This window comes from Psychrobacillus sp. INOP01 (genome assembly GCF_018140925.1).
Classification (GTDB): Bacteria; Bacillota; Bacilli; order Bacillales_A; family Planococcaceae; genus Psychrobacillus.
Map to the genome: position 1 here is coordinate 3,267,773 of NZ_CP073315.1, position 20,696 is coordinate 3,288,468.

Annotated in this window: 19 protein-coding genes; 18 read left to right on the forward strand and 1 reads right to left on the reverse strand. The window is 36.5% G+C overall.

Going from position 1 to position 20,696, the window contains the following annotated elements; genetic code table 11:
* Positions 1 to 10 precede the first annotated feature (10 nt).
* From flgK to KD050_RS16085, 12 genes are all read left to right on the forward strand, one after another.
* Positions 11 to 1,549 (forward strand): flagellar hook-associated protein FlgK, encoded by a 1,539-nt coding sequence (gene flgK, locus KD050_RS16030; RefSeq protein WP_211893333.1) that lies wholly within the window; start codon positions 11 to 13, stop codon positions 1,547 to 1,549.
* A gap of 142 nt (positions 1,550 to 1,691) precedes the next feature.
* Complete coding sequence (gene flgL / locus KD050_RS16035) at positions 1,692 to 2,579, forward strand: flagellar hook-associated protein FlgL (protein WP_211893334.1); 888 nt, start codon at positions 1,692 to 1,694, stop codon at positions 2,577 to 2,579.
* Between the two features lie 56 nt (positions 2,580 to 2,635).
* Positions 2,636 to 3,190, forward strand: coding sequence for a DUF6470 family protein (locus tag KD050_RS16040; RefSeq protein ID WP_211893335.1), 555 nt, complete (start codon positions 2,636 to 2,638; stop codon positions 3,188 to 3,190).
* Positions 3,191 to 3,209: 19 nt separating this feature from the next.
* Positions 3,210 to 3,647, forward strand: a complete 438-nt coding sequence (gene fliW / locus KD050_RS16045) for a flagellar assembly protein FliW (RefSeq protein ID WP_211893336.1) — start codon at positions 3,210 to 3,212, stop codon at positions 3,645 to 3,647.
* Between the two features lie 4 nt (positions 3,648 to 3,651).
* A complete protein-coding gene (csrA, locus tag KD050_RS16050) occupies positions 3,652 to 3,864 on the forward strand; it encodes a carbon storage regulator CsrA (RefSeq protein ID WP_211893337.1) in 213 nt (70 codons plus the stop codon).
* Positions 3,865 to 4,049: 185 nt separating this feature from the next.
* Positions 4,050 to 5,762: a flagellin N-terminal helical domain-containing protein gene (locus KD050_RS16055; RefSeq protein ID WP_211893338.1), complete on the forward strand. Its 1,713-nt coding sequence runs from the start codon at positions 4,050 to 4,052 to the stop codon at positions 5,760 to 5,762.
* A gap of 640 nt (positions 5,763 to 6,402) precedes the next feature.
* Positions 6,403 to 7,128, forward strand: coding sequence for a hypothetical protein (locus KD050_RS16060; protein ID WP_211893339.1), 726 nt, complete (start codon positions 6,403 to 6,405; stop codon positions 7,126 to 7,128).
* A gap of 589 nt (positions 7,129 to 7,717) precedes the next feature.
* Positions 7,718 to 8,086, forward strand: a complete 369-nt coding sequence (gene flaG, locus KD050_RS16065; protein WP_211893340.1) for a flagellar protein FlaG — start codon at positions 7,718 to 7,720, stop codon at positions 8,084 to 8,086.
* Positions 8,087 to 8,101: 15 nt separating this feature from the next.
* Positions 8,102 to 9,616, forward strand: a complete 1,515-nt coding sequence (locus tag KD050_RS16070) for a flagellar hook-associated protein 2 (RefSeq protein ID WP_211893341.1) — start codon at positions 8,102 to 8,104, stop codon at positions 9,614 to 9,616.
* Between the two features lie 40 nt (positions 9,617 to 9,656).
* Positions 9,657 to 10,058 carry a flagellar export chaperone FliS gene (fliS, locus tag KD050_RS16075; protein WP_211893342.1) on the forward strand — a complete coding sequence of 134 codons (402 nt, stop codon included), beginning with the start codon at positions 9,657 to 9,659 and terminating at the stop codon, positions 10,056 to 10,058.
* Complete coding sequence (locus KD050_RS16080) at positions 10,055 to 10,408, forward strand: flagellar protein FliT (RefSeq protein WP_211893343.1); 354 nt, start codon at positions 10,055 to 10,057, stop codon at positions 10,406 to 10,408. Before fliS ends, KD050_RS16080 begins: the two co-directional genes overlap by 4 nt.
* A gap of 64 nt (positions 10,409 to 10,472) precedes the next feature.
* Positions 10,473 to 10,859, forward strand: a complete 387-nt coding sequence (locus KD050_RS16085) for a DUF8042 domain-containing protein (RefSeq protein ID WP_211893344.1) — start codon at positions 10,473 to 10,475, stop codon at positions 10,857 to 10,859.
* 44 nt (positions 10,860 to 10,903) lie between these two features.
* On the opposite strand, the gene KD050_RS16090 is transcribed toward KD050_RS16085, so the two are convergent.
* Entirely contained in the window at positions 10,904 to 11,230 is a 327-nt protein-coding gene (locus tag KD050_RS16090; protein ID WP_211893345.1) for an SCP2 sterol-binding domain-containing protein, read from the reverse strand.
* A 180-nt stretch (positions 11,231 to 11,410) separates the two neighbouring features.
* On the opposite strand from KD050_RS16090, the gene KD050_RS16095 reads away from it, so the two are divergent.
* The 6 genes from KD050_RS16095 (at position 11,411) to ilvD (ending at position 20,647) form a co-directional block, all read left to right on the forward strand.
* Positions 11,411 to 12,160 carry a C40 family peptidase gene (locus KD050_RS16095; protein ID WP_211893346.1) on the forward strand — a complete coding sequence of 250 codons (750 nt, stop codon included), beginning with the start codon at positions 11,411 to 11,413 and terminating at the stop codon, positions 12,158 to 12,160.
* Positions 12,161 to 12,179: 19 nt separating this feature from the next.
* Positions 12,180 to 13,868, forward strand: coding sequence for a methyl-accepting chemotaxis protein (locus tag KD050_RS16100; RefSeq protein ID WP_211893347.1), 1,689 nt, complete (start codon positions 12,180 to 12,182; stop codon positions 13,866 to 13,868).
* A gap of 155 nt (positions 13,869 to 14,023) precedes the next feature.
* Positions 14,024 to 15,706, forward strand: coding sequence for a methyl-accepting chemotaxis protein (locus tag KD050_RS16105; protein ID WP_211893348.1), 1,683 nt, complete (start codon positions 14,024 to 14,026; stop codon positions 15,704 to 15,706).
* Between the two features lie 138 nt (positions 15,707 to 15,844).
* Positions 15,845 to 17,527, forward strand: a complete 1,683-nt coding sequence (locus KD050_RS16110; RefSeq protein WP_211893349.1) for a methyl-accepting chemotaxis protein — start codon at positions 15,845 to 15,847, stop codon at positions 17,525 to 17,527.
* A 594-nt stretch (positions 17,528 to 18,121) separates the two neighbouring features.
* Positions 18,122 to 18,553, forward strand: coding sequence for a hypothetical protein (locus tag KD050_RS16115; RefSeq protein ID WP_211893350.1), 432 nt, complete (start codon positions 18,122 to 18,124; stop codon positions 18,551 to 18,553).
* 426 nt (positions 18,554 to 18,979) lie between these two features.
* The gene (gene ilvD / locus KD050_RS16120) at positions 18,980 to 20,647 is read left to right on the forward strand and encodes a dihydroxy-acid dehydratase (protein WP_211893351.1); all 1,668 of its coding nucleotides are present in this window, start codon (positions 18,980 to 18,982) and stop codon (positions 20,645 to 20,647) included.
* Positions 20,648 to 20,696 lie beyond the last annotated feature (49 nt).

Consider the following 20,696-nt stretch of genomic DNA (forward strand, 5'->3'; position numbering starts at 1 on the left):
AGGCGAACCCATGGGCTCCACATTTATGGGACTAGAAACAAGTAAACGCGGACTTTACACGCAACAATCCGCACTGTATACAACCGGGCACAATATATCTAACGCTAACACATTAGGCTATTCGCGACAACGAGTTAACATGGAAGCGACATTAGGCTATCCTGGAACAGGTCTAAATGCTCCAAAAATCCCAGGTCATCTTGGTACGGGTGTGCAAGCACAATCTGTTCAAAGAATTCGTGATCAATTCATCGATCGTCAGTATCGTCAAGAAACGACGAAACTTGGGTATTGGGAATCACGAACTAATGCAATTTCACAAATGGAAGACATCATGGCGGAACCTTCCGAATTCGGATTAAACACTTCGTTAGATCAATTTTGGAAATCGCTTCAGGATTTAAGTACAAATCCTGAAAATGCAGCAGCTCGTAAAGTAGTTGTACAACGAGGAATTGGCGTAGCGGAATCCTTCAACTATATCAATAAGCAACTTTCAGATATTCAAGGAAACATTAAAAATGAAATTCTTACATCCACAGATGATATAAACTCTATTTTAAAGCAAATAGCTTCTATGAATGAACAAATACAAGCTATTGAACCGAATGGTTATATGCCGAACGATTTATATGATGCTCGTGATAACTTGCTTGATGAACTATCGCAATACTTCCCAATTGAAATTGAATATACAAAATCGGGTGGTAATTCATTAGCAATTGCTGAAGGATCTGTAAAAGTATCTATAAAAACAAAAACGGGAAGTATAGAAATAATCAACGGTAAAGATGCAGGTAAGCTTACCCCAAATGGAATGTCCAAAAATGATAACTTTGAACCTTTCAATGGCTTCACGCTAGCTGGAAGTGGTGCAGTTACGGGGGGACCAATATCATATGATGATATGGAACTAAACAAAGGTAAAATGTTATCTTTGATAAATTCATATGGGCATGGTACAGATGCCACTAATGCAGAAGGTTACTATCCTGAGATGCTAGCAAAATTAGATAAAATGGCTAATGAGTTTGCAAAAACCTTTAATGCTATTCATGAAAAGGGACACCCACTAGCTGGAAGTGCTGACATTGCGGATTTCTTTGACGTTACTAACCAAGGGGCAGCCGGTATAAAAGTCAATGCTGATATTATTAAAAACCCTGGAAGCATAGCTGCTTCGAATAGTTTAGGCGAAGAAGGAAACGGGGCAATTGCCATACTTCTAGCAAATATGAAGTCAAAGATTCTAGATGGACAAGACGGTAATGGAGATTTGGATGGAGCAACAGTTCAATCATTCTATCAATCTATGATTGGCCAACTTGGTGTAGATGGCGAACAAGCAGCAAGACTGGCTTATAATTCTGCGACTATCAAGTTAACTGTAGAAAATAATCGCGCGTCAGTCAGCTCCGTTTCTTTAGATGAAGAAATGACGAATATGATTATATTCCAACAAGCCTACAACGCATCTGCTCGAATGATTACAGTAGTCGATGAAACATTAGATAAAATTATCAACGGCATGGGTCGAGTAGGATTATAATTTAGAAAAGCGTAAGCGCCTCGTCCAGCTCCGACAAGCAAATGGACAAAATCGAGGATGGCGATTCTTAGCCACCACAGATTTTATCCATTTGACCTTGAGGAGCTAGGCGCTGAAGTCTAGACAATAGGAGGTCAACTATATGCGCGTAACACAATCAATGCTATCAAGTAATATGCTTCGTAACTTATCAACTAGTTATAACAAAATGTCCACACTACAAGAACAAATCAACTCAGGTAAGAAAATAACACGTCCTTCACAAGATCCAGTTGTAGCTATTAAAGGAATTGGTTATCGTACTGATTTAAACAAAGTAGAACAATACCAACGTAACCTAGGAGAGGTTAACAACTGGCTAGATAGCTCAGATGATGCTTTAGATAAAGTTGGAAGTGCACTTCATCGTGTGCAAGAACTTGTTACGAAGGCTTCTACCGACACTTTAACACCAGATGATCGTCAAAAAGTAGAAAAAGAAATAACACAGATAAAAGAGCAAATACGTGATTTAAGTAATACAAAAGTTGGAGACAAGTATATTTTCTCGGGAACGAATACTAATTCACCTTTACATGACGGAACAAATTTTGTAACTGCACAAACAGCACCGGGTGTAAATAATGATATTGACATTGAAGTTTATGATGGAGTAGAAATTACAGTAAATACAAAGGGGCTCGATATATTCCAACAAATTGATGAGATGATGGTAGGCTTAGAAGCAGATCTAAAGGATACTAGTAAGTCTGGAAAGGATTTCGAAAAGTATTTAACGCTAAAAAGTGACAATGAAAAGGTCGTTTTAGCTGCCCGCGCAGATATCGGAGCACGTCAAAATCGAGTAGAAATGATGGAAGACAGACTAAGTGCACAAGAAATTATTGTGACAAAACAGCTTTCTGCTAACGAAGACATAGACTATGAAAAAGCAATTACAGAAATGATTACCCAAGAATCGATTCATCGTGCTGCATTATCAGTAGGTGCTCGAATTATTCAACCAACACTAACAGATTTTTTACGTTAATAATAAAAAGCGTTTGGACATATGCTCCAAACGCTTTCTTTAAAGGGTGAGAAAAGATGAATATCCCAAAACTCCAAATAAACTCAACAAAAGCACAAATCGGTTTAAATATTCAAAAACCAGTTCAGCAAATTGAACAACCAAGTGCCAATCTTGATCTACAACAACCAAAAGCAATACAAACGATGAAAACAACAAAACCACAACTTTCCATAGACACGGAGCAAGCCCGAGCAGATGTCGATCTAAAAAGCGTCAGAAGAAGAATAGAAGACTTTGCTGCAGAAGGACGTCAAGGTGTATCAGATGGCATCGTCAGACGTGCGCAGCAAGGCACCGAACTGATGAGAATCGAAAACGGCGGAAATCCGATAAAATCACAAGCTCAACAAACGGGAAGACAACCATACTCTGGCTTAGCTATTAAATTCGTGCCCTCTTACAGTAGCGTAAAAGTAGACTTTGAACCAGGAAGCATTGATATCCAAGTAGAACCACAACAAGTGATTAATAATACAACAACCAATAAGCCAATTCACAACTATACACCTGGAAAAGTGACGGTGGAAATGCAACAACATGCGTCCATCCAAATAGATTGGCTTGTATAAATAGATAGGAGTAAATTATATGAATCTCAAAACAGCATATTCAGGAGAAGTAGAGATTAATACTGCAGAAATACTTAAATTCGACCATGGAATACCAGGGTTCGAAGCTGAAAAAGAATTCGTGCTACTTCCCATAGAAGACAATGAGGAGTTTACTGTCTTGCAATCTGTTCAAACAGAAGCCTTGGCGTTCATTGTCACAAATCCTTATAAAATCACGGTAAACTATAATATTGAATTAGACGAAGGAACGGTATTTGCGCTTCAAATAAAAGAACAAAAAGAGGTTGCTGTTTTTGCAATTGTATCGTTGAAAGAAACGATAGCCGAATCGACAATAAACTTAAAAGCACCTATTATTCTCAACACATCCAATAATAAAGCTAAACAATTAATCTTAAACAATGAAGAGTACAGTATTCGTCATCTTATCTCATCAGAAAGTCAAAAGGGGTGATCATATGCTAGTACTATCCCGTAAAGCTGGGGAAACGATTTGGATCGGGGAAGACATCGAAATCGTAATCTCAGAAGTAAAAGGAGAACAAGTAAAAGTGGGAATTAGAGCACCTAGAAGTATTGATGTAATTCGTGGCGAATTAAGACAGGATGTGTCTAACTCTAATACAGAAGCAGTACTAAAAAACATCGACATTTTCAAACCTAAAAAATAACAATTTAATAAATCGACAAAAATATTCAAAAAAATTTATAAAACTATTAAACAATGGAAAAACATTCCGATACTATCTATGTAAGCAAGAAAAACGGGGTCCGGCCGGCTCGGTTCTCTTGTCTCATACAAAACAAAACACTGCTCACAAGGAAGTGAGCAACATATTCCAAGGAGGAACTAATAATGAGAATTAATCACAATATCGCAGCACTTAACACACACCGTCAATTGAACGCTGCATCTACTAATCAATCAAAATCTATGGAGAAATTAGCTTCAGGTCTTCGTATTAACCGTGCAGGAGATGATGCAGCAGGTCTTGCAATATCTGAAAAAATGCGTGGACAAATTCGTGGATTAGATCAAGCAGCTAAAAACTCACAAGATGGTATTTCTATGATCCAAACTGCTGAGGGAGCTTTAAACGAAACTCATGATATTCTTCAACGTATGCGTGAACTTTCTAACCAATCAGCTAACGGAACTGCAACTGATGCTGACCGTTCTTCAATGCAAGATGAGTTAAACCAATTAACTTCTGAAATCAACCGTATTGGTAATACCACTGAGTTTAATACACAAAAATTGCTAAATGGTGGAATCGGTTCTAATGATGGGACAAAGCTTACTCAAGCAACAAGTTCAAAAGTTGCTGGCGGAACAGACTTTGTAGCAGCTGATATTACCGGTGCTACTGGAACAATTAAAGTTGATGGAACTAGCTTTGATATTGCATCTGTTCTAAACCAAGATTGGTCTACAGATTATAAAGGTAGTGGTACTGCTGGTACTGCTGATGATTTTATTAATGAATTAAATAATGTAACTTCTGGTGGGACTAAACTGTCTGATTTAGTGGATATCAAGAAAACTGCCACTGGTTTAGAATTTACAGCAAAATCTACAGGTACTTCTAGTTCGATTACAGTTACAACAGATGATGCTGATGCAGCTATTAAGTTAGGATTTGCAAATGCAGCTGCGACAGGAACTGAAGTAAAAGGTACTCCTTCTACAATTGAACGTCACGGTCTTGAAGGTACTGCTGCACTTACGGCAGGCGATGTAACAATTAGCACAACTGATTCATTGAAATTTACAGTTGGTAGTGATAGTGCGGTAGAAGTAAAACTAAATAATAGTGGTATTGCTAAAACTTATGATACTCAAAATGCTGATGCAAATGTTGCAAAAGCAGCAATGGAAGATCTAGTTAAGGACTTAAATGCTTCTTTACAAGAAGCTGGGATGAGCGACAAAGTTACGGCGTCTTTAGATGCAGATAATAAGTTGCAATTCATCTCAGAGACAGGTAAAGACATTTCTGTAGCAAATGGATCAGGAACTCCAGTTACTTCTCTAGGTGGTGGATTTACAACAGTTGGGAACGTAGAACAAGTGGTTGGAGCGGGTACACAAGGTACCGGTTTTAACACTAAGTTCCAAATTGGTGCTAACACTGGACAAAGTATGTCTTTATCTATCAATGACATGCGTTCTGCTGCTCTAGGAATTACTGGTAATGCTGGTCAAGCAGGATTTACATCTGGTAACTCAGTAACTAATGGTACAAATGATATTCAAGCAGAAGCAGCTTTGAATATCTCAAACAAAGAAGATGCCTCTAAATCAATTGCTGTAATTGATAAAGCAATCTCTTCTGTATCTGCAGAACGTGGTAAACTAGGTGCTGTTCAAAATCGTTTAGAGCACACAATCAACAACCTAGGTACATCTTCTGAAAACCTAACTGCTGCGGAATCTCGTATTCGTGACGTTGACATGGCTAAAGAAATGATGAACCAAACTAAGAATTCAATTCTATCTCAAGCCGCGCAAGCAATGTTGGCTCAAGCTAACCAACAACCGCAAGGAGTTCTACAACTTCTTCGTTAATATTAATAAAAAAATGGCCTTCTCCTTTTGGAGAAAGGTCATTTTTTAATGTTAGTGTAGGGTTATCAGGCTAATGCCTGTTCATTAAGATTTCTTTCAATTTCAACAGCAATAACTTCACAACTTCCTCAATCATCATGACAAGTGTTAAAGTAAAATCCGTATGCAGAGGACTACAGTGAAACGAACCTGTGTTAAATAGTATTCTCATTAGGGTTGTCAACAGAAGTTCGAAATGCCCTCCTCTCACAATTCCCAATTGTGGGTGAAGATATTGTTTTCTATAATAAAAAGTGAACTAACTATCAAAAGAATCTGTAGAAGTTCTTCATTAGTAATCAAAATAAAGCATGGGCTGAGTAATCAACCGTGCTTTTATTTTTGTACACGTAATTTTTATGGCCCACTACATTGAAACCTAGGCGGTCGTCCTTCTTGTTTCGTAATACAGTGATCTGCTAAATAAATTGATTAAAAAACTATGGTATTTCATCACAGTAAGAAGATATATCCATATTTAACATATGGCTAATGGAAAATATAGGTTCAAACTAGCCGTGAAGTGACGATATAACTACTGATAGGCAAATTCATTAGTTTTTTGTAATGTTATGGATTAAAAATTACTAGGAGTGTTGTTATGGTGGAGAAAAAAAAAACGAAGAATCAATCGTTTTTAGTTCCAATGTGGGTGTTTATATTAACTATTTTTGAAAAACTATCACTTTTTGCTTTGGTTGGATTTTTATTACCTAAATTAAGAAGAAAGTATTGGTTTGTAGATAGTTGGGTAATCGGAAATTTGCTTCTATCAATTATTTCAGTGTATTTAGTCTATTTGCAAATAGTTCCGCACTTTTTATCATATTGCTTGATGATTTATGGGTTTATTCGAGTATTTGAAATTTTTATTTATCAACTTAATGTTTTGCTTGTTCATCCTTTTAGAAATGAGAATCCAACTAGTTATACTCTTGTAGGATATAGGAGAATGACAATAGCCCTTGTACATAATTTTTTTGAAATTATCTTTTGGTTTGCTACGACATATGTGGTATTTCAATTTTCTTTTGATACCTCACTAGAGAACCTAAATCCTTTTATTCTTATTTATTTTAGTTTTCTAACGATGGTGAGTTACACTAGTAATTTGGATAATACTACTTGGACATTATTAGCTACGATTGTTCTTCATTTCCAAGCATTAATTGGTTTATTTATGACTCTTCTTTCACTAGCTAGGTTCATATCTTTATTACCTAGGCCAGGTACACTTGATATTTCTGAGCAAGAACAAGATATGAAGGAGCATATTAATCGTATTGAACAAAAGTTAGACGAGATGAGTAGACAAATGATAAAGTGAATTGAACGTATGTTCTTTTTTTGTAATAGAATATAAGTGACTGATATAAAAATGGTATAAATGCATGTAATAGTACAAAGAAAAATCGACTAAACTTAAAAAGAGGCATAAATTGGTATGAATATTGAGTGGTATGACATGTGTAATAAAAGTATGCTGAACGAAATGAATCGAACTGCATTTGAGTCTTTTTATTCAAAAAGTAATGGTTCATAAGAACAAAGAAGATTTTACAAATGCTTTGCCATGTGGAAGACTTGGAGATCGTGGAAATGACGGTTATTAGAACTAAATTTGCAATATATCACTACTGTTAACAGTGATATTTTTTCACTATTATCAAGTGAGTTGAAAGAATATAAACTAGATACTAATCTTACAGATGCGGAAGAATCAGGTAGCCATCTGGGCATAAGAATTAAATAAGACATATAATAGCAAAAATCGGACATTGAAACCTACTAGCACTCGGGAGTCCGGTTTTTGTTTTTATGAGATTTTTAATTTATCATCCTTTCTTATTAAGATAATTTCTAACGAACCGATATAAACAATAAGATATATACATCAACAAGGGGGCAAGATCCGTATGGTCAATCGAATTTCTGATTCTGTTGTAAATATTCCACAAAATACATCTGTAAAAACAGCTGATGTTGAACCAGTTTTACCCGTTTCTACTGAAAGTGAAAATAACTCACTTTCAAAGGAAAATGCTGAACAAGAGTATTTACCTGCTGAAAAAGCGAAAAAAATGGCAGATAGTATGAATAACTTTTTGGAGACAACCAACACCGAATTACGATTCAAGTATCATGATGAGTTGGAAACCTATTATGTGACATTGATAAATTCAAAAACAGATGAAGTCGTTCGAGAAATTCCTTCCAAAAAACTGTTGGATATGTATGCGGCTATGTGTGATTTTGTCGGATTATTTGTAGATAAGAAAATATAAAGGGTTGGTGATTTCGTGCGTATAACTGGATTAGCAAGTGGCATGGATACTGAAACAATGATAAAAGATATGATGAAGGCACAGCGCATTCCTTTAGATAAAATAATGCAAAAGAAGCAATACATGGAATGGCAAAGAGATGATTATCGATCAGCGAATAAAAAACTATTTGATTTTCGTAATTTAACTAACGATACATTATTACGTCAATCTACTTATATACAAAAAACGGTTACTAGTTCAGCCCCTGACGATATTAGTGTTCGAAATGTGAACTCTACAAGTGACTTTACTGGTAAAATCAAAGTTGAACAGCTAGCCGAATCTGCAACCATGCAAAGTTCGGGTCGTGTGCTTAATTCGGAAGCAGATTTGAAAAAAACTTTAAAAGAAATAAAGCCTACGATAAATGTACCAACTACCTTCAATATTAAAGCGATAAAAGAAGATGGGAATTTAGATACAAAAGGTTATGATGTGAAAGTAGATGAAAACTCTACTATGCAGAGTATTTTGGACGATATTAATAAGAATTCAGGCGTAACAGCTATTTTTGATAGCTTTACTGGAAAGATAGCGATTACCGCAAAAAATAGTGGAAGTTCGCAAAATAGTTCTAATGAAATAGAGTTCAGTGGTGACTTTGCAAAATATTTTATGCAAATGGATACCAATAATGTTGCAGCAGCAACTGCATCAAGAGGAACGGATGGCAAAAATGCCAAATTTACTTTTAACGGTTTAGAAACTCAACGACAATCCAATGTTTTCCTAATAAATGGATTCGAAGTCACTTTAAAAAAAGCTAATAATACAGATATTACTTTTAGTTCAGCACCAGACACTGGTAAAATTCTTGAATCAGTTACTAAATTTGTTGATGAATATAACAAGTTGATCGAAAACTTAAATAGTGAGATTCGTGAGAAAAAATATAGAGATTTCCAACCTCTTTCTACTGAGCAAAAAGCGGATATGAAAGAAAAAGAAATCGAACTTTGGGAAGAAAAAGCGAAAAGTGGAACACTAAGGAATGATAGTGTTATTTCTAGTGCATTAAGTCAATTGCGTACTGCGTTGAATTCAGCTGTTGGAGGAGTAACGGGTGCAGATAGATTAAGTGAAATTGGTATTACAACTTCTAGTAACTATATGGACAACGGGAAATTAGTGATTGATGAAGAGAAGTTGCGTAAAGCAATTTCAGATGATCCTAACCAGGTGTATGAACTTTTTGCAGCGGATGGTGCTACGGATTCAGAGAAAGGATTGGCTAGAAAATTAATAGCTACTTTAGATGATACGCGTAAGAAAGTTATTGAAAAAGCTGGTACGGATACAGCGGTAAACACTACTTTCTCACTTGGACGTACATTAAAAGGCTACGATGATCAAATTACCCGTTTTGAAGCTCGCTTAGAAATGGTTGAAAGTCGTTATTATAAACAATTCTCGGCTATGGAATCTGCAATACTACGCGCGAATAGCCAATCTTCCTATCTGATGAGTGCATTTGGCGGCGGACAATAATAAATAAGCTACAATCGTTACTAAAAAGAGGAGTGTTATTATGGCTGTGAATAACCCATATCAAGCCTATCAACAAAATAGTGTTACTCAATCTACACCGGGTGAGCTAACACTTATGCTATATAATGGCTGTTTGAAGTTTTTGAACCAAGCGAAAAAAGGAATAGAAACAAAAGATATTGAGTTGAAAAATACGAATATCCAAAAGGCTCAAAATATTTTACGTGAGTTAATGATTACTCTTGATCCATCACAAACTATCTCACAATCAATGTCTAGTTTATATGAATACATGATTAATCGCTTGGTAGAAGCAAATATAAACAATGATGCTGCTCTTGTGGATGAAGTATATGGACTGACAACGGAATTTCGTGATACATGGAAACAAGTAATTCAAATAAATCGTCAAAAACAATACGGCTCCATGGGTGAAGTATGATTCGAGAGAGCCTAAAAACCTGGAGAAATGTTACGGAACAGTTGGTACGTATTTTAGATGAGCGAGAAGAAGAAAAACGAGATGCTATTATTGCGCAAATAGAGGATCTATTAAACCAACGTGATGTATTACAATCGTCCATCCAAGAACCTTTTACAGATGAAGAAAGGTCTTTTGGACAAGAGCTTCTTCCGTTAGAAAAAATTCTTCAAGCGAAATTAAAGGTGTATATGAAAGATATACGTTTAGATATTTCTGACCAACAAAAAAAGAAAGTATCTGTCCATGCGTATATGGATCCATACAACCAGGTATTCCGAGACGGCACTTTTTACGATAAGAAAAAGTAAACAAACCGGCATTAGCTCATGCTCTTGCCGGTTTTGTATTTACCTATGAATTGGAGTTATTAAAATGACAACTTTAACAGAAGATCAAGTACAATTAGTTCGAGAATATACAACAATGCTTCAGAATGTTGATGAAGCATTTGAATATGTTGTTGCTAGTTTTTCAGATTACTCGAAGACAGAAGGTGACCTTGTGTTGAGTGATATTCTTTCTTCCTTTGTTCAGCTTATTCAAGTGAACGATGATTTAACTACTATTTTTCATGAGAATATGGAAGTAAAAAAATCCATTCTTGGCTTCAATGAAGTTATAGCTGCAGCTGAGAAGTTAGATGGTATATTTGAAAAGTCTCAGGAAAAACAAGAAGTGATCCAACAATCACTTTACCCAGCATATAAGAAATGGTTTGACTCTATTCATCCACAACTAGTTGTATATACTCAAATATAAATTTCTTAACCCAATGAGAAAGTATCATTGGGTTATTCTTACCCCTAAAACCGATATTCCTTCAACAACCCCTCCAACTTCAACGCCAACCCAATACTCCCATCCACCTTCAACTTCCCAAACATAAATGCAGTAGTGCTATTCAAATCACCAGCTAGTAGTTTCATAAAGTCTTTCGAACTCAATGTTAGCTTGCAATCTGCCTTTGTTGTAGTATCATCAGTAATTTTTGCTGTTCCATTTGATAGGATTAACTGTTTCTCACATGCATTATCCCCAGTTAAGTTAAACTCATAGCGTACATTTTCGTTTTGAATTGGTGCTGGGTTCTCGTTAATTGTAGTTTCAATTAGTTGCCATGTCTCTTTCATTTATTCTCCCCCTCTCCACTTATGAGTGAATACTCATTCACATTAATATTTTCGCATATTTCCAACTTAATTACGAGTTAATATTCCCCGGGAAATTAATTGAAAATTATAATGTGATTGATTAATAGAAATGGTATGATTAGATTAATTATTAAGTAGTTAAATAGAAGGAGGGTCTATATGTTCAAGAAAGTGCTAATAGTAACAGTTTTACTTACTTCATTTGCATCAGCTGCAAGTGCTAACACATTGTATGAAGTTAAAAAAGGGGATACGTTAACGAAAATAGCCAAGGTAAATAAGGTGACTATCAATGACCTCCGCTCATGGAATAAGCTTTCTAAAGATAGTATTTATATTAAACAGAAATTGGTCGTGAAAAAGCCAACCGTTACGACTAAAGTACCGACAAAAGTGGTTGCTCCTAAACCCGTAATAGTTACTAATATTCCAAAACAGGAAACAGTAGTTGAACTGGATCAAGTGAAAGATGAACAGCTAACTATTGCACCAATTGCGGAACAAGCAAAAAAATTATCTACTGAAGGACAAGCTGTGTATTCTTTACTAATAGATTTAGCGAAACTTCTAGAGGGTATTCCTTATTTATATGCAGGTAATACAATGGATGGATTTGATTGTAGTGGATTTATTTATTTCATTCATGCACAAGTAGGGTTAGATATTACGAGACAAAGCAGTGAAAGTTATTTTACACAAACTGCTAATGTGGCAGTTCCGGTAGTAGGGGATCTAGTGTTTTTTGAAAATACATATAAACAAGGAATCTCTCATATGGGAGTTTACTTAGGTGAGAACAAGTTTATCCATGCGGGGACAAAAGGCGTAGAAGTGGCGAGTTTAGAATCCTCTTATTGGAAAGAACATTTTGTTTCATTCAATCGTTTTAAATCATTAACTGTCCGATAAGTAGCCAGGGGGAATATTTATGAAGTGGACTATTGCTAAGAAAATGTGGCTTGGTTTTGTTGCTATTTTAGTATTATTAATTGCCGTATCGATTTTATCGGTCATGACTTTAATCGATAATAGTGAGAAATATCAATTTTTGTTAGACGATCGAGCTGTTAAAGTGAATCTTGTAAAGGATATTGAGATATCTCAAAAAGATACAGCTAACGCATTAATGGATTATTTACTATTTAATACAGATGCAGCAAGGAAAAGTGTGGAGGAAAATCAGCAAATTACAAATGAGTTAACTGCTGAATTGCGCAATAAATTGTTTTCACCAGAGACGTTAGAAATGATCACGGAATTAGAAAAGAAAAATAATATGTTTGCTTCTATTAATGCAAACGCGATCAAGGCGAAAATAGATGGTGATACTTCAGCTGTCAATAAATTTACAGCATCAGCGAAAACAACGAATACTGCTGCGCTAAAAATACTAGAAGAGATTGAACAGTTTTTACAAGCCGATATGGACACAACAAGAGATGAGCTTTCAAGTTATGAGGTTTTTGCAAGAATATTTGTCAGCTCTCTAGCTATATTAGGAGTTATAATAGGTGTTCTTTTATCATATTTCATCAGTAGAAGCATCTCAGCACCAGTAAAACGTGTTACCGCAGGCCTTACAGAAATTGCAACTGGAAACTTAACTGTAGAGCCTATAGTAATTAAAAATAAAGATGAAGTAGGCGAAATGGCAACAGCATTTAATACGATGTCTAAAGACCTGCGTGGTATAGTTTCGGGGGTTCGAGATTCTTCTATGCAGCTCGCTGCTAATGCAGAGGAACTTTCGGCAAGCTCAGAAGAAAGTTTAGCGTCCACACAGATGGTTGCGAAATCTGCGGAAGCTCAAATGGTATCGAGTGAACAGCAAGTGCAGCATATGGATTCATCGGTCCAGTCATTGACAGAGCTATCGCAAGGCATCGGTCAAATTTCTGTCAGCAATGAAGAAATGCTACAGGCTGCAACAGATGTACAAAAACTAGTCCACACAGGCTCTAATGTTGTATCAGATGTTGCTAAGCAGATGGATACAATTCATACAACGTTTAATGACACGACAATTATTATGAAAAATATGGAGAAGCATTCCAATGATATTCAAACAGTTACTGCTTTAATAACAGATATATCCGAACAGACCAATTTATTAGCTTTAAATGCAGCCATCGAAGCGGCGAGGGCTGGTGAGTATGGCAAGGGCTTTGCAGTTGTAGCGGATGAGGTCCGTAAACTTGCAGAGCAATCTAAGAATTCTGCAACAGAAATAGCCTCTATGGTTCAACTAATTCAAAGTGCTTCAGGAGATGCAGTTCATGCTATTACAGATGGAGGCGAGAAAGTAGAAGCCGGTATCGCAAAAACAAAGGAATCTTTAACAGTATTCCAAGGCATAGAAGAAGCAGTTGGAGAGGTTGGTTTCAAAGTGGAATCGGTTTCGGCAGCTATTGAACAAATTCAGGCAATGGCGGAGTCTGTTTCACAAGGCGCGATAGAAGTTCAAAGACTCGCAACACTGGCAGCAGATGGTGCTAATGACACAAGTGCTGCAACGGAGCAGCAAATTGCTGCAAATGAAGAAATATCGTCCAATGCGCAGGCACTAGCAGATCTTGCAGAAGCGTTACAAAATAATGTTAGTCACTTTAAAATATAGTTAAATCTGTATATCCTATGTCGTTTTATATGGCATAGGATATTTTGCTGGAATAATCTAAATTTTATATGTCCAAATACCCTTAACTTATGTATAATGATATAGTTACATTAGTATTATATGAAAATTTGCGGGATAGGAAAAAGGTGATATATATGAAATTGACGATTTCAAAGAAAATGTGGTTTGGTTTTAGTGCAATTCTACTATTACTAGTAATAACTAGTGTTCTTACTCAAAGTGGAACAAATAAATTAACGGACAGATATAAGGACATATTGGATAATGATATAACTAAAATTAATCTAGTAGAAGAAATTATAGTGATTCAAAAAGATATGGCAACTGCAGTATTAGAGTTTGTTATGTTTGGTAAGAGAGATGCTGTGGATAAGTTTGATGCTGAAATAGAGAAAGGCTCAGTTGCTGCAAGAGCTTTAATCGAAAAAGCTACAGATGCAGAATCTGCTAAGTTGATGAAAGATCTTCAAACGGAAACAGTGAAGTTATTTGAAAGCAACAATAAGATTATTGAGTTAAAATCGGCAAATAAACCATTTGAACAATATGCAGCAGATTCTTCAGAGATTAATGCTAATGTACTTGGTATATTAGATGAAATAAAAAAAATTCAAGAAGAAAATATGGCAGATACAAGAGCAGAGTTAGAAGAATTTGAAAATAGAACAGCGATAGCATTAATTATTCTAACTATATTAGCAATTATTATTGGTATTTTTATTTCTTATTTTATTGGGAAATCGATTTCTAAACCAATTCAAAAGGTTACAAATGGACTGGAAGAAATTGCAAAGGGTAACTTAGCAGTTGAGCCGATCATTATTAAAAATAGAGATGAAGTCGGTGTAATGGCGACGACGTTTAACAAAATGTCGAATGATTTACAGCAAATTGTATCCAGTGTTCGTGATTCTTCTATGCAATTAGCAGCAAATGCGGAAGAACTATCTGCAAGCTCAGAAGAAAGTCTTGCATCCTCTCAAATGGTAGCGAAGTCTGCGGAAGAGCAGATGATTGCAAGTGAAGAACAAGTGAAACATATGGATTCATCCATGCATTCAATGAAAGGCTTACAACAAGGTGTATTAGAAATTGCTTCAAGTAACGATGAGATGCTACAAGCAACGGCTAGCGTGAAAATACTTGTAACAAAAGGTTCCTCGGTCGTTTCTGAAGTGGCTGACCAAATGGAAACAATTCATACAACATTTACAGAAACAACGGAAATTATGAAAAACATGGCTAAACACTCGGACGAAATTCAAAACATTACGTCCCTTATTACTGATATTTCTGAGCAAACGAATTTACTTGCATTAAATGCTGCAATTGAAGCTGCTCGTGCGGGAGAATACGGTAAAGGATTTGCCGTAGTGGCAGAGGAAGTACGTAAACTGGCGGAGCAATCGAAGAATTCTGCCTCTGAAATCGAGTCAATGGTTCAATTAATCCAATCTGCCTCTGGATCCGCAGTTAAAGCTATATCAACTGGTGGAGATAAGGTAGAGCAGGGTCTTGCAAAAACGACGGAATCTCTTAATGTATTTAATGAAATAGAAACTAGTGTAGAAGATGTAGTTCAAAAAGTAGAATTAGTATCATCTGAAATTGGACAAATTCAAGAAATGGCTCAATCTGTTACAGAGAGTGCCGGGAAAGTACAAACAATTGCAGCACATACAGCGGATGGTGCAAGTGATACAAGTGCTGCAACTGAACAACAATTAGCTGCAAACGAAGAAATTTCATCCAATGCACAATCTCTAGCAGATTTAGCAGAGAAACTACAAAATAAAGTAAGTCATTTTAACTTATAAATTACAGTGACTCTAAATCACAAGCTGGATTTAGGGTCTTTTATTGCCTAATAATTACAATATTTCGAAAATAAAAATAGTGAACTTTCAGCTTGTATAATTATATTTACGTAGCAACTAGTGGAAAAGGGGATAATAATGAAACTATCAATTTCTAAGAAATTATGGGGTGGATTTTCAGCAGTACTTATTTTATTAATAATTGCGAGTGTCATGTCTATGTGGACAACATATGATGTGTCGAATAGATATGATTCATTAATCGATGAGGAAATGGAACGCGTATCACTTGTCGAGAAAGTGGAAGTAATTCAAAAGCAAATGTCGACTTCTGTGCTAGAGTTTTTAATGTTCAATAAACTATCGTCTGTAGAGAAACTAGAAGACAATTATAATCAGGTAATGGAGATTACAACATCTCTAGCTAGTAGTCTTAACGATTCTGCTTCAATAGAGTTAGTAGAAAAACTACAGGAGCAATCCAAACAACTTTTTGAAGCAAACAATCAAATGATTGAATTAAAAAAGGTGGACGGTATGTACTCAAAGTTCGCAGCTCAGTCCACTCAGCTTAACCTGGGGATTAGTGATATATTAGTGGAACTAAAAACTGCTGAACAAAATGAAGTTGATCAAACAAAAGACGAATTAATTACATATGTAAAAACCGCTAATATTGTCACATTAATATTAACGATTCTTAGTGTTGTAGTAGGAGTCCTTGTATCTCACTTCATAAGTAGAAGTATAGCTAGACCTATTAAGAAAGTAACAAATGGTCTTGCAGAAATTGCAGGTGGTAATTTAACGATAGAACCGATTGTTATTAAGAATAAAGATGAAGTTGGCGATATGGCATCAACATTCAACAAAATGTCGAATGATTTACAACGAATCGTGTCTGGTGTCCGCGATTCATCGATGCAGCTAGCAGCAAATGCAGAAGAACTTTCAGCAAGCTCTGAAGAAAGCCTTGCTTCCTCTCAGATGGTCGCAAAATCTGCAGAAGCTCAAATGGTAGCAAGTGAAGAACAAGTGGGACAAATGAATGCCTCTATGGAATCTATGACAGGCTTACAAAAAGGAGTCTCACAAATTGCTTCTAGTAATGGTGAAATGTTAAAAGCTACTGATGGTGTGCGATCACTTGTTACACAAGGATCCTCCGTCGTAACGAATGTAGCTAGTCAAATGGATACCATTCATGCAACTTTCAATGAAACAACAGAAATCATGAAAAACATGGCGAAGCATTCCAATGAAATCCAAAATATCACGTCTCTGATTACAGACATTTCCGATCAAACGAATCTGCTTGCATTAAATGCAGCAATTGAAGCAGCACGCGCTGGGGAATACGGAAAAGGCTTTGCAGTAGTTGCAGAAGAAGTGCGAAAACTAGCAGAGCAATCAAAAAACTCAGCTTCCGAAATCGCATCAATGGTACAGCTGATCCAAGCAGCATCCAGTTCCGCAGTTAAAGCTATTACTTCAGGTGGAGATAAAGTAGAAGAAGGTCTGGCAAAAACAACTGAATCTTTAAATGTCTTCCATCAAATTGAAACAAGCGTAGACGATGTCGTACAAAAAGTAGAATCTGTCACAACCGCAATAAGTCAGATCCAAGAAATGGCTAGTTCGGTAACAGAAAGTGTACAACAAGTCCAAACACTGGCAACACATGCTGCAGACGGCGCAAGCGACACAAGCGCAGCAACTGAACAACAACTAGCAGCCAATGAAGAAATCTCATCCAACGCCCAGTCTCTAGCTGATTTAGCCGAGAAACTGCAGAACGAAGTAAGTCATTTTAAACTTTAAGAGATACGACTCCTATTTGATAGGAGTCGTTTTTTGTGAATGTGAAGCGGAGTAGGGTGAATTTATCTGTAATGTTGCGCAAAAGGGTCACGATGTTGTGAGAATGGCATGGAATGTTGCGCAAACACAAAAAACATTGCGTATACCGCATTAAAAGTTGCGTAAAACGAGAAAGTTGCGCAAAAGGGTCACGATGTTGTGAGAACAGATCGTAATGTTACGTAAACAAGAAAAACATTGCGTATACGGCATTAAAAGTTGCGTAAAACGAGAAAGTTGCGCAAAAAGGTCACGATGTTGTGAGAACAGATCGTAATGTTGCGCAAACACGAAAAACATTGCGTATAACGTAGCAAACGTTGCGCAAAATTTTTTCCTCAAATTATCCCAAGACACAACCATTTAAGCCATGAAAAGTGTCTACCACAATACATGAAAAATACCTTATTCTATTTTAGGGAACACCTTACTTATTATAAAATGAAACTAGGGAGTGCCCTTATTTTTGCTTGAAATTATCATTTAAGATTCTAGAACTCGTCACAAAGTTTTCGATGAGAATCAAGTATACTTGCAGTAGGGAGTTGTTTAGAAATGTATACATTCATTATTTTCATACATGTGATTAGTGCAGTATTATCAATTGGACCATTTTTTGTTCTATTTCCTTTATTAAATAGGATGAAAGATAAAAATAAAGAAATGATAGATACATCACTAGAAGTGTTTCAAGCAGCAATTCGACTTGTCAAACACGCAGGTCATGTACTTGTTGGCTCGGGGATTCTTCTTGTATGGCAGGGAAATTGGCCATGGACAACCTCGTGGGTGATTATGACGATTGTAGTGATGGCGAGTTCTATTGTGTTTCTAGCAAGAGCATTTAAACCAAATATACGGGAATTCCAAGCAGGATCGATTGATCTAGTTACACTCATAAAAAAATTAAAGTCTGCCGTGTGGAAATATATTATATTATTACTAATCATGCTTTGGTTCATGGTTGCAAAACCTAATTTGTGGTAATAGATACCCCTTTCTCTTAGTTGAGAATGGGGTTTTACATTTCAATTTGCAATTCTAGCCGAGTAACTTGCGATTCGTGAAATCAGATTTGCGATTTGCCCCAAACAAATTGCGATTCCCCGTTCAGGGATACATAATCACCACGTAAGATTCTTCCTCTTCACTTCCTCAACCACTCACATATCTTCCATACTCACGTCATTTTAACAAAAAGTTCAAATTTATTTTTCATTCCTGCAAAATGCGATATATCGCAGATGTAAGCGATTACAAACAAAAAGAATATTCAAAAATAACTGACAATTAACAAAAAGGGTGTTGACGCGGCATTTCAAAGGCGATATGATATCAACAATATATTAAATATTGTGAGAAAATTCACAATAGCTAAACGCTACATAAGCGGTAAGTATAGGAGCGATTGAATTGAGAAGTGACATGATTAAAAAAGGCGTCGATCGCGCCCCACACAGAAGCTTGCTTTACGCAACTGGGGTCAAGACGAAAGATTTAGATAAACCGTTTATCGGTGTCTGTAACTCCTATATAGATATTATTCCTGGCCATATGCATTTAAACAAATTCGCGGAGGTCGTGAAAGAAGCAATTCGTGAAGCTGGAGGAATTCCATTTGAGTTCAACACAATTGGTGTAGACGATGGAATAGCGATGGGTCACATCGGGATGAGATATTCACTTCCGAGCCGTGAGCTTATAGCGGATTCAGCTGAAACAGTGATTAATGCCCACTGGTTCGATGGAGTGTTCTATATTCCAAACTGTGACAAAATTACACCAGGAATGCTAATGGCAGCAGTAAGAACGAATGTCCCATCTGTGTTTGTTTCAGGTGGTCCGATGGAAGCTGGTACTTCAGCCGATGGGAAACAACTTTCACTCACATCAGTGTTTGAAGGGGTAGGGTCTTATAAGTCTGGTGGCATGACAGCGGAGCAACTACTTGATATTGAACAAAATGCATGTCCAACATGTGGTTCATGTTCAGGAATGTTCACAGCTAACTCCATGAACTCATTAATGGAAATGCTGGGAATGACGCCTCCAGGTAATGGAACGATTATTGCAACATCTGACGAACGTCATCGCCTTATTAAAGAAGCGGCACATCATCTAGTACGTATGATTAAAGAAGATGTGAAGCCTAGAGATTTAATAACAAAAGAAACAATCGATGATGCATTTGCGCTTGATATGGCAATGGGTGGTTCAACAAACACTGTTCTCCACACATTAGCAATTGCACACGAAGCTGAAATTGAATACGACGTGAGAGAGATCAATGAAGTCGCTAAGCGTATTCCTTACTTATCAAAAATTATGCCAGCATCTGATTACTCCATGCATGATGTACATCTAGCAGGAGGAGTTAGTGCCATTATAAAAGAACTTTGTGAGATTCCTGGAGCTGTTCATCCAGATCGTCTAACGATTACTGGTAAATCACTCTATGAGAATGTAAAAGAAGCAGAGATTACTAATGATAAAGTCATACGCCGAAAAGAAAACCCATATAGTCCTGTAGGAGGATTATCCGTATTATTCGGAAATATTGCTCCAGAGGGTGGAGTTATCAAAGTAGGTGCGGTGGATCCTTCTATTAAAGAATTCACTGGAAAAGCGATTGTGTTTGATTCACAGGAAGCTGCGCAAGAGGCAATTGATGAAGGTACTGTTCAAGCAGGTCATGTAGTGGTTATCCGCTATGAAGGTCCAAAAGGTGGACCAGGGATGCCAGAAATGCTTGCACCAACTTCTGCAATTCAAGGTCGTGGATTAGGAACAAAAGTGGCTCTTATAACGGATGGTCGTTTCTCAGGAGCATCTCGAGGAATTTCTATAGGACATATTTCTCCGGAAGCTGCAGATGGTGGTCCGATTGCTTTAGTACAAAATGATGATGTTATCGCTATTGATTTAACAAATAGAACGATAGATTTACAAGTTAATGATGAGGAATTAGCTTCCAGACAAGCAAACTTAAAACCGTTTGAACCTAAGATTAAAAAAGGCTATTTAGCAAGATATTCGAAGCTAGTAACATCAGCAAGTACTGGTGGAGTAATGAAAATCTAACTGAATTCAGCAATAAAAGATTTGCTGAATTAAGTTAGGCCACCGGCGG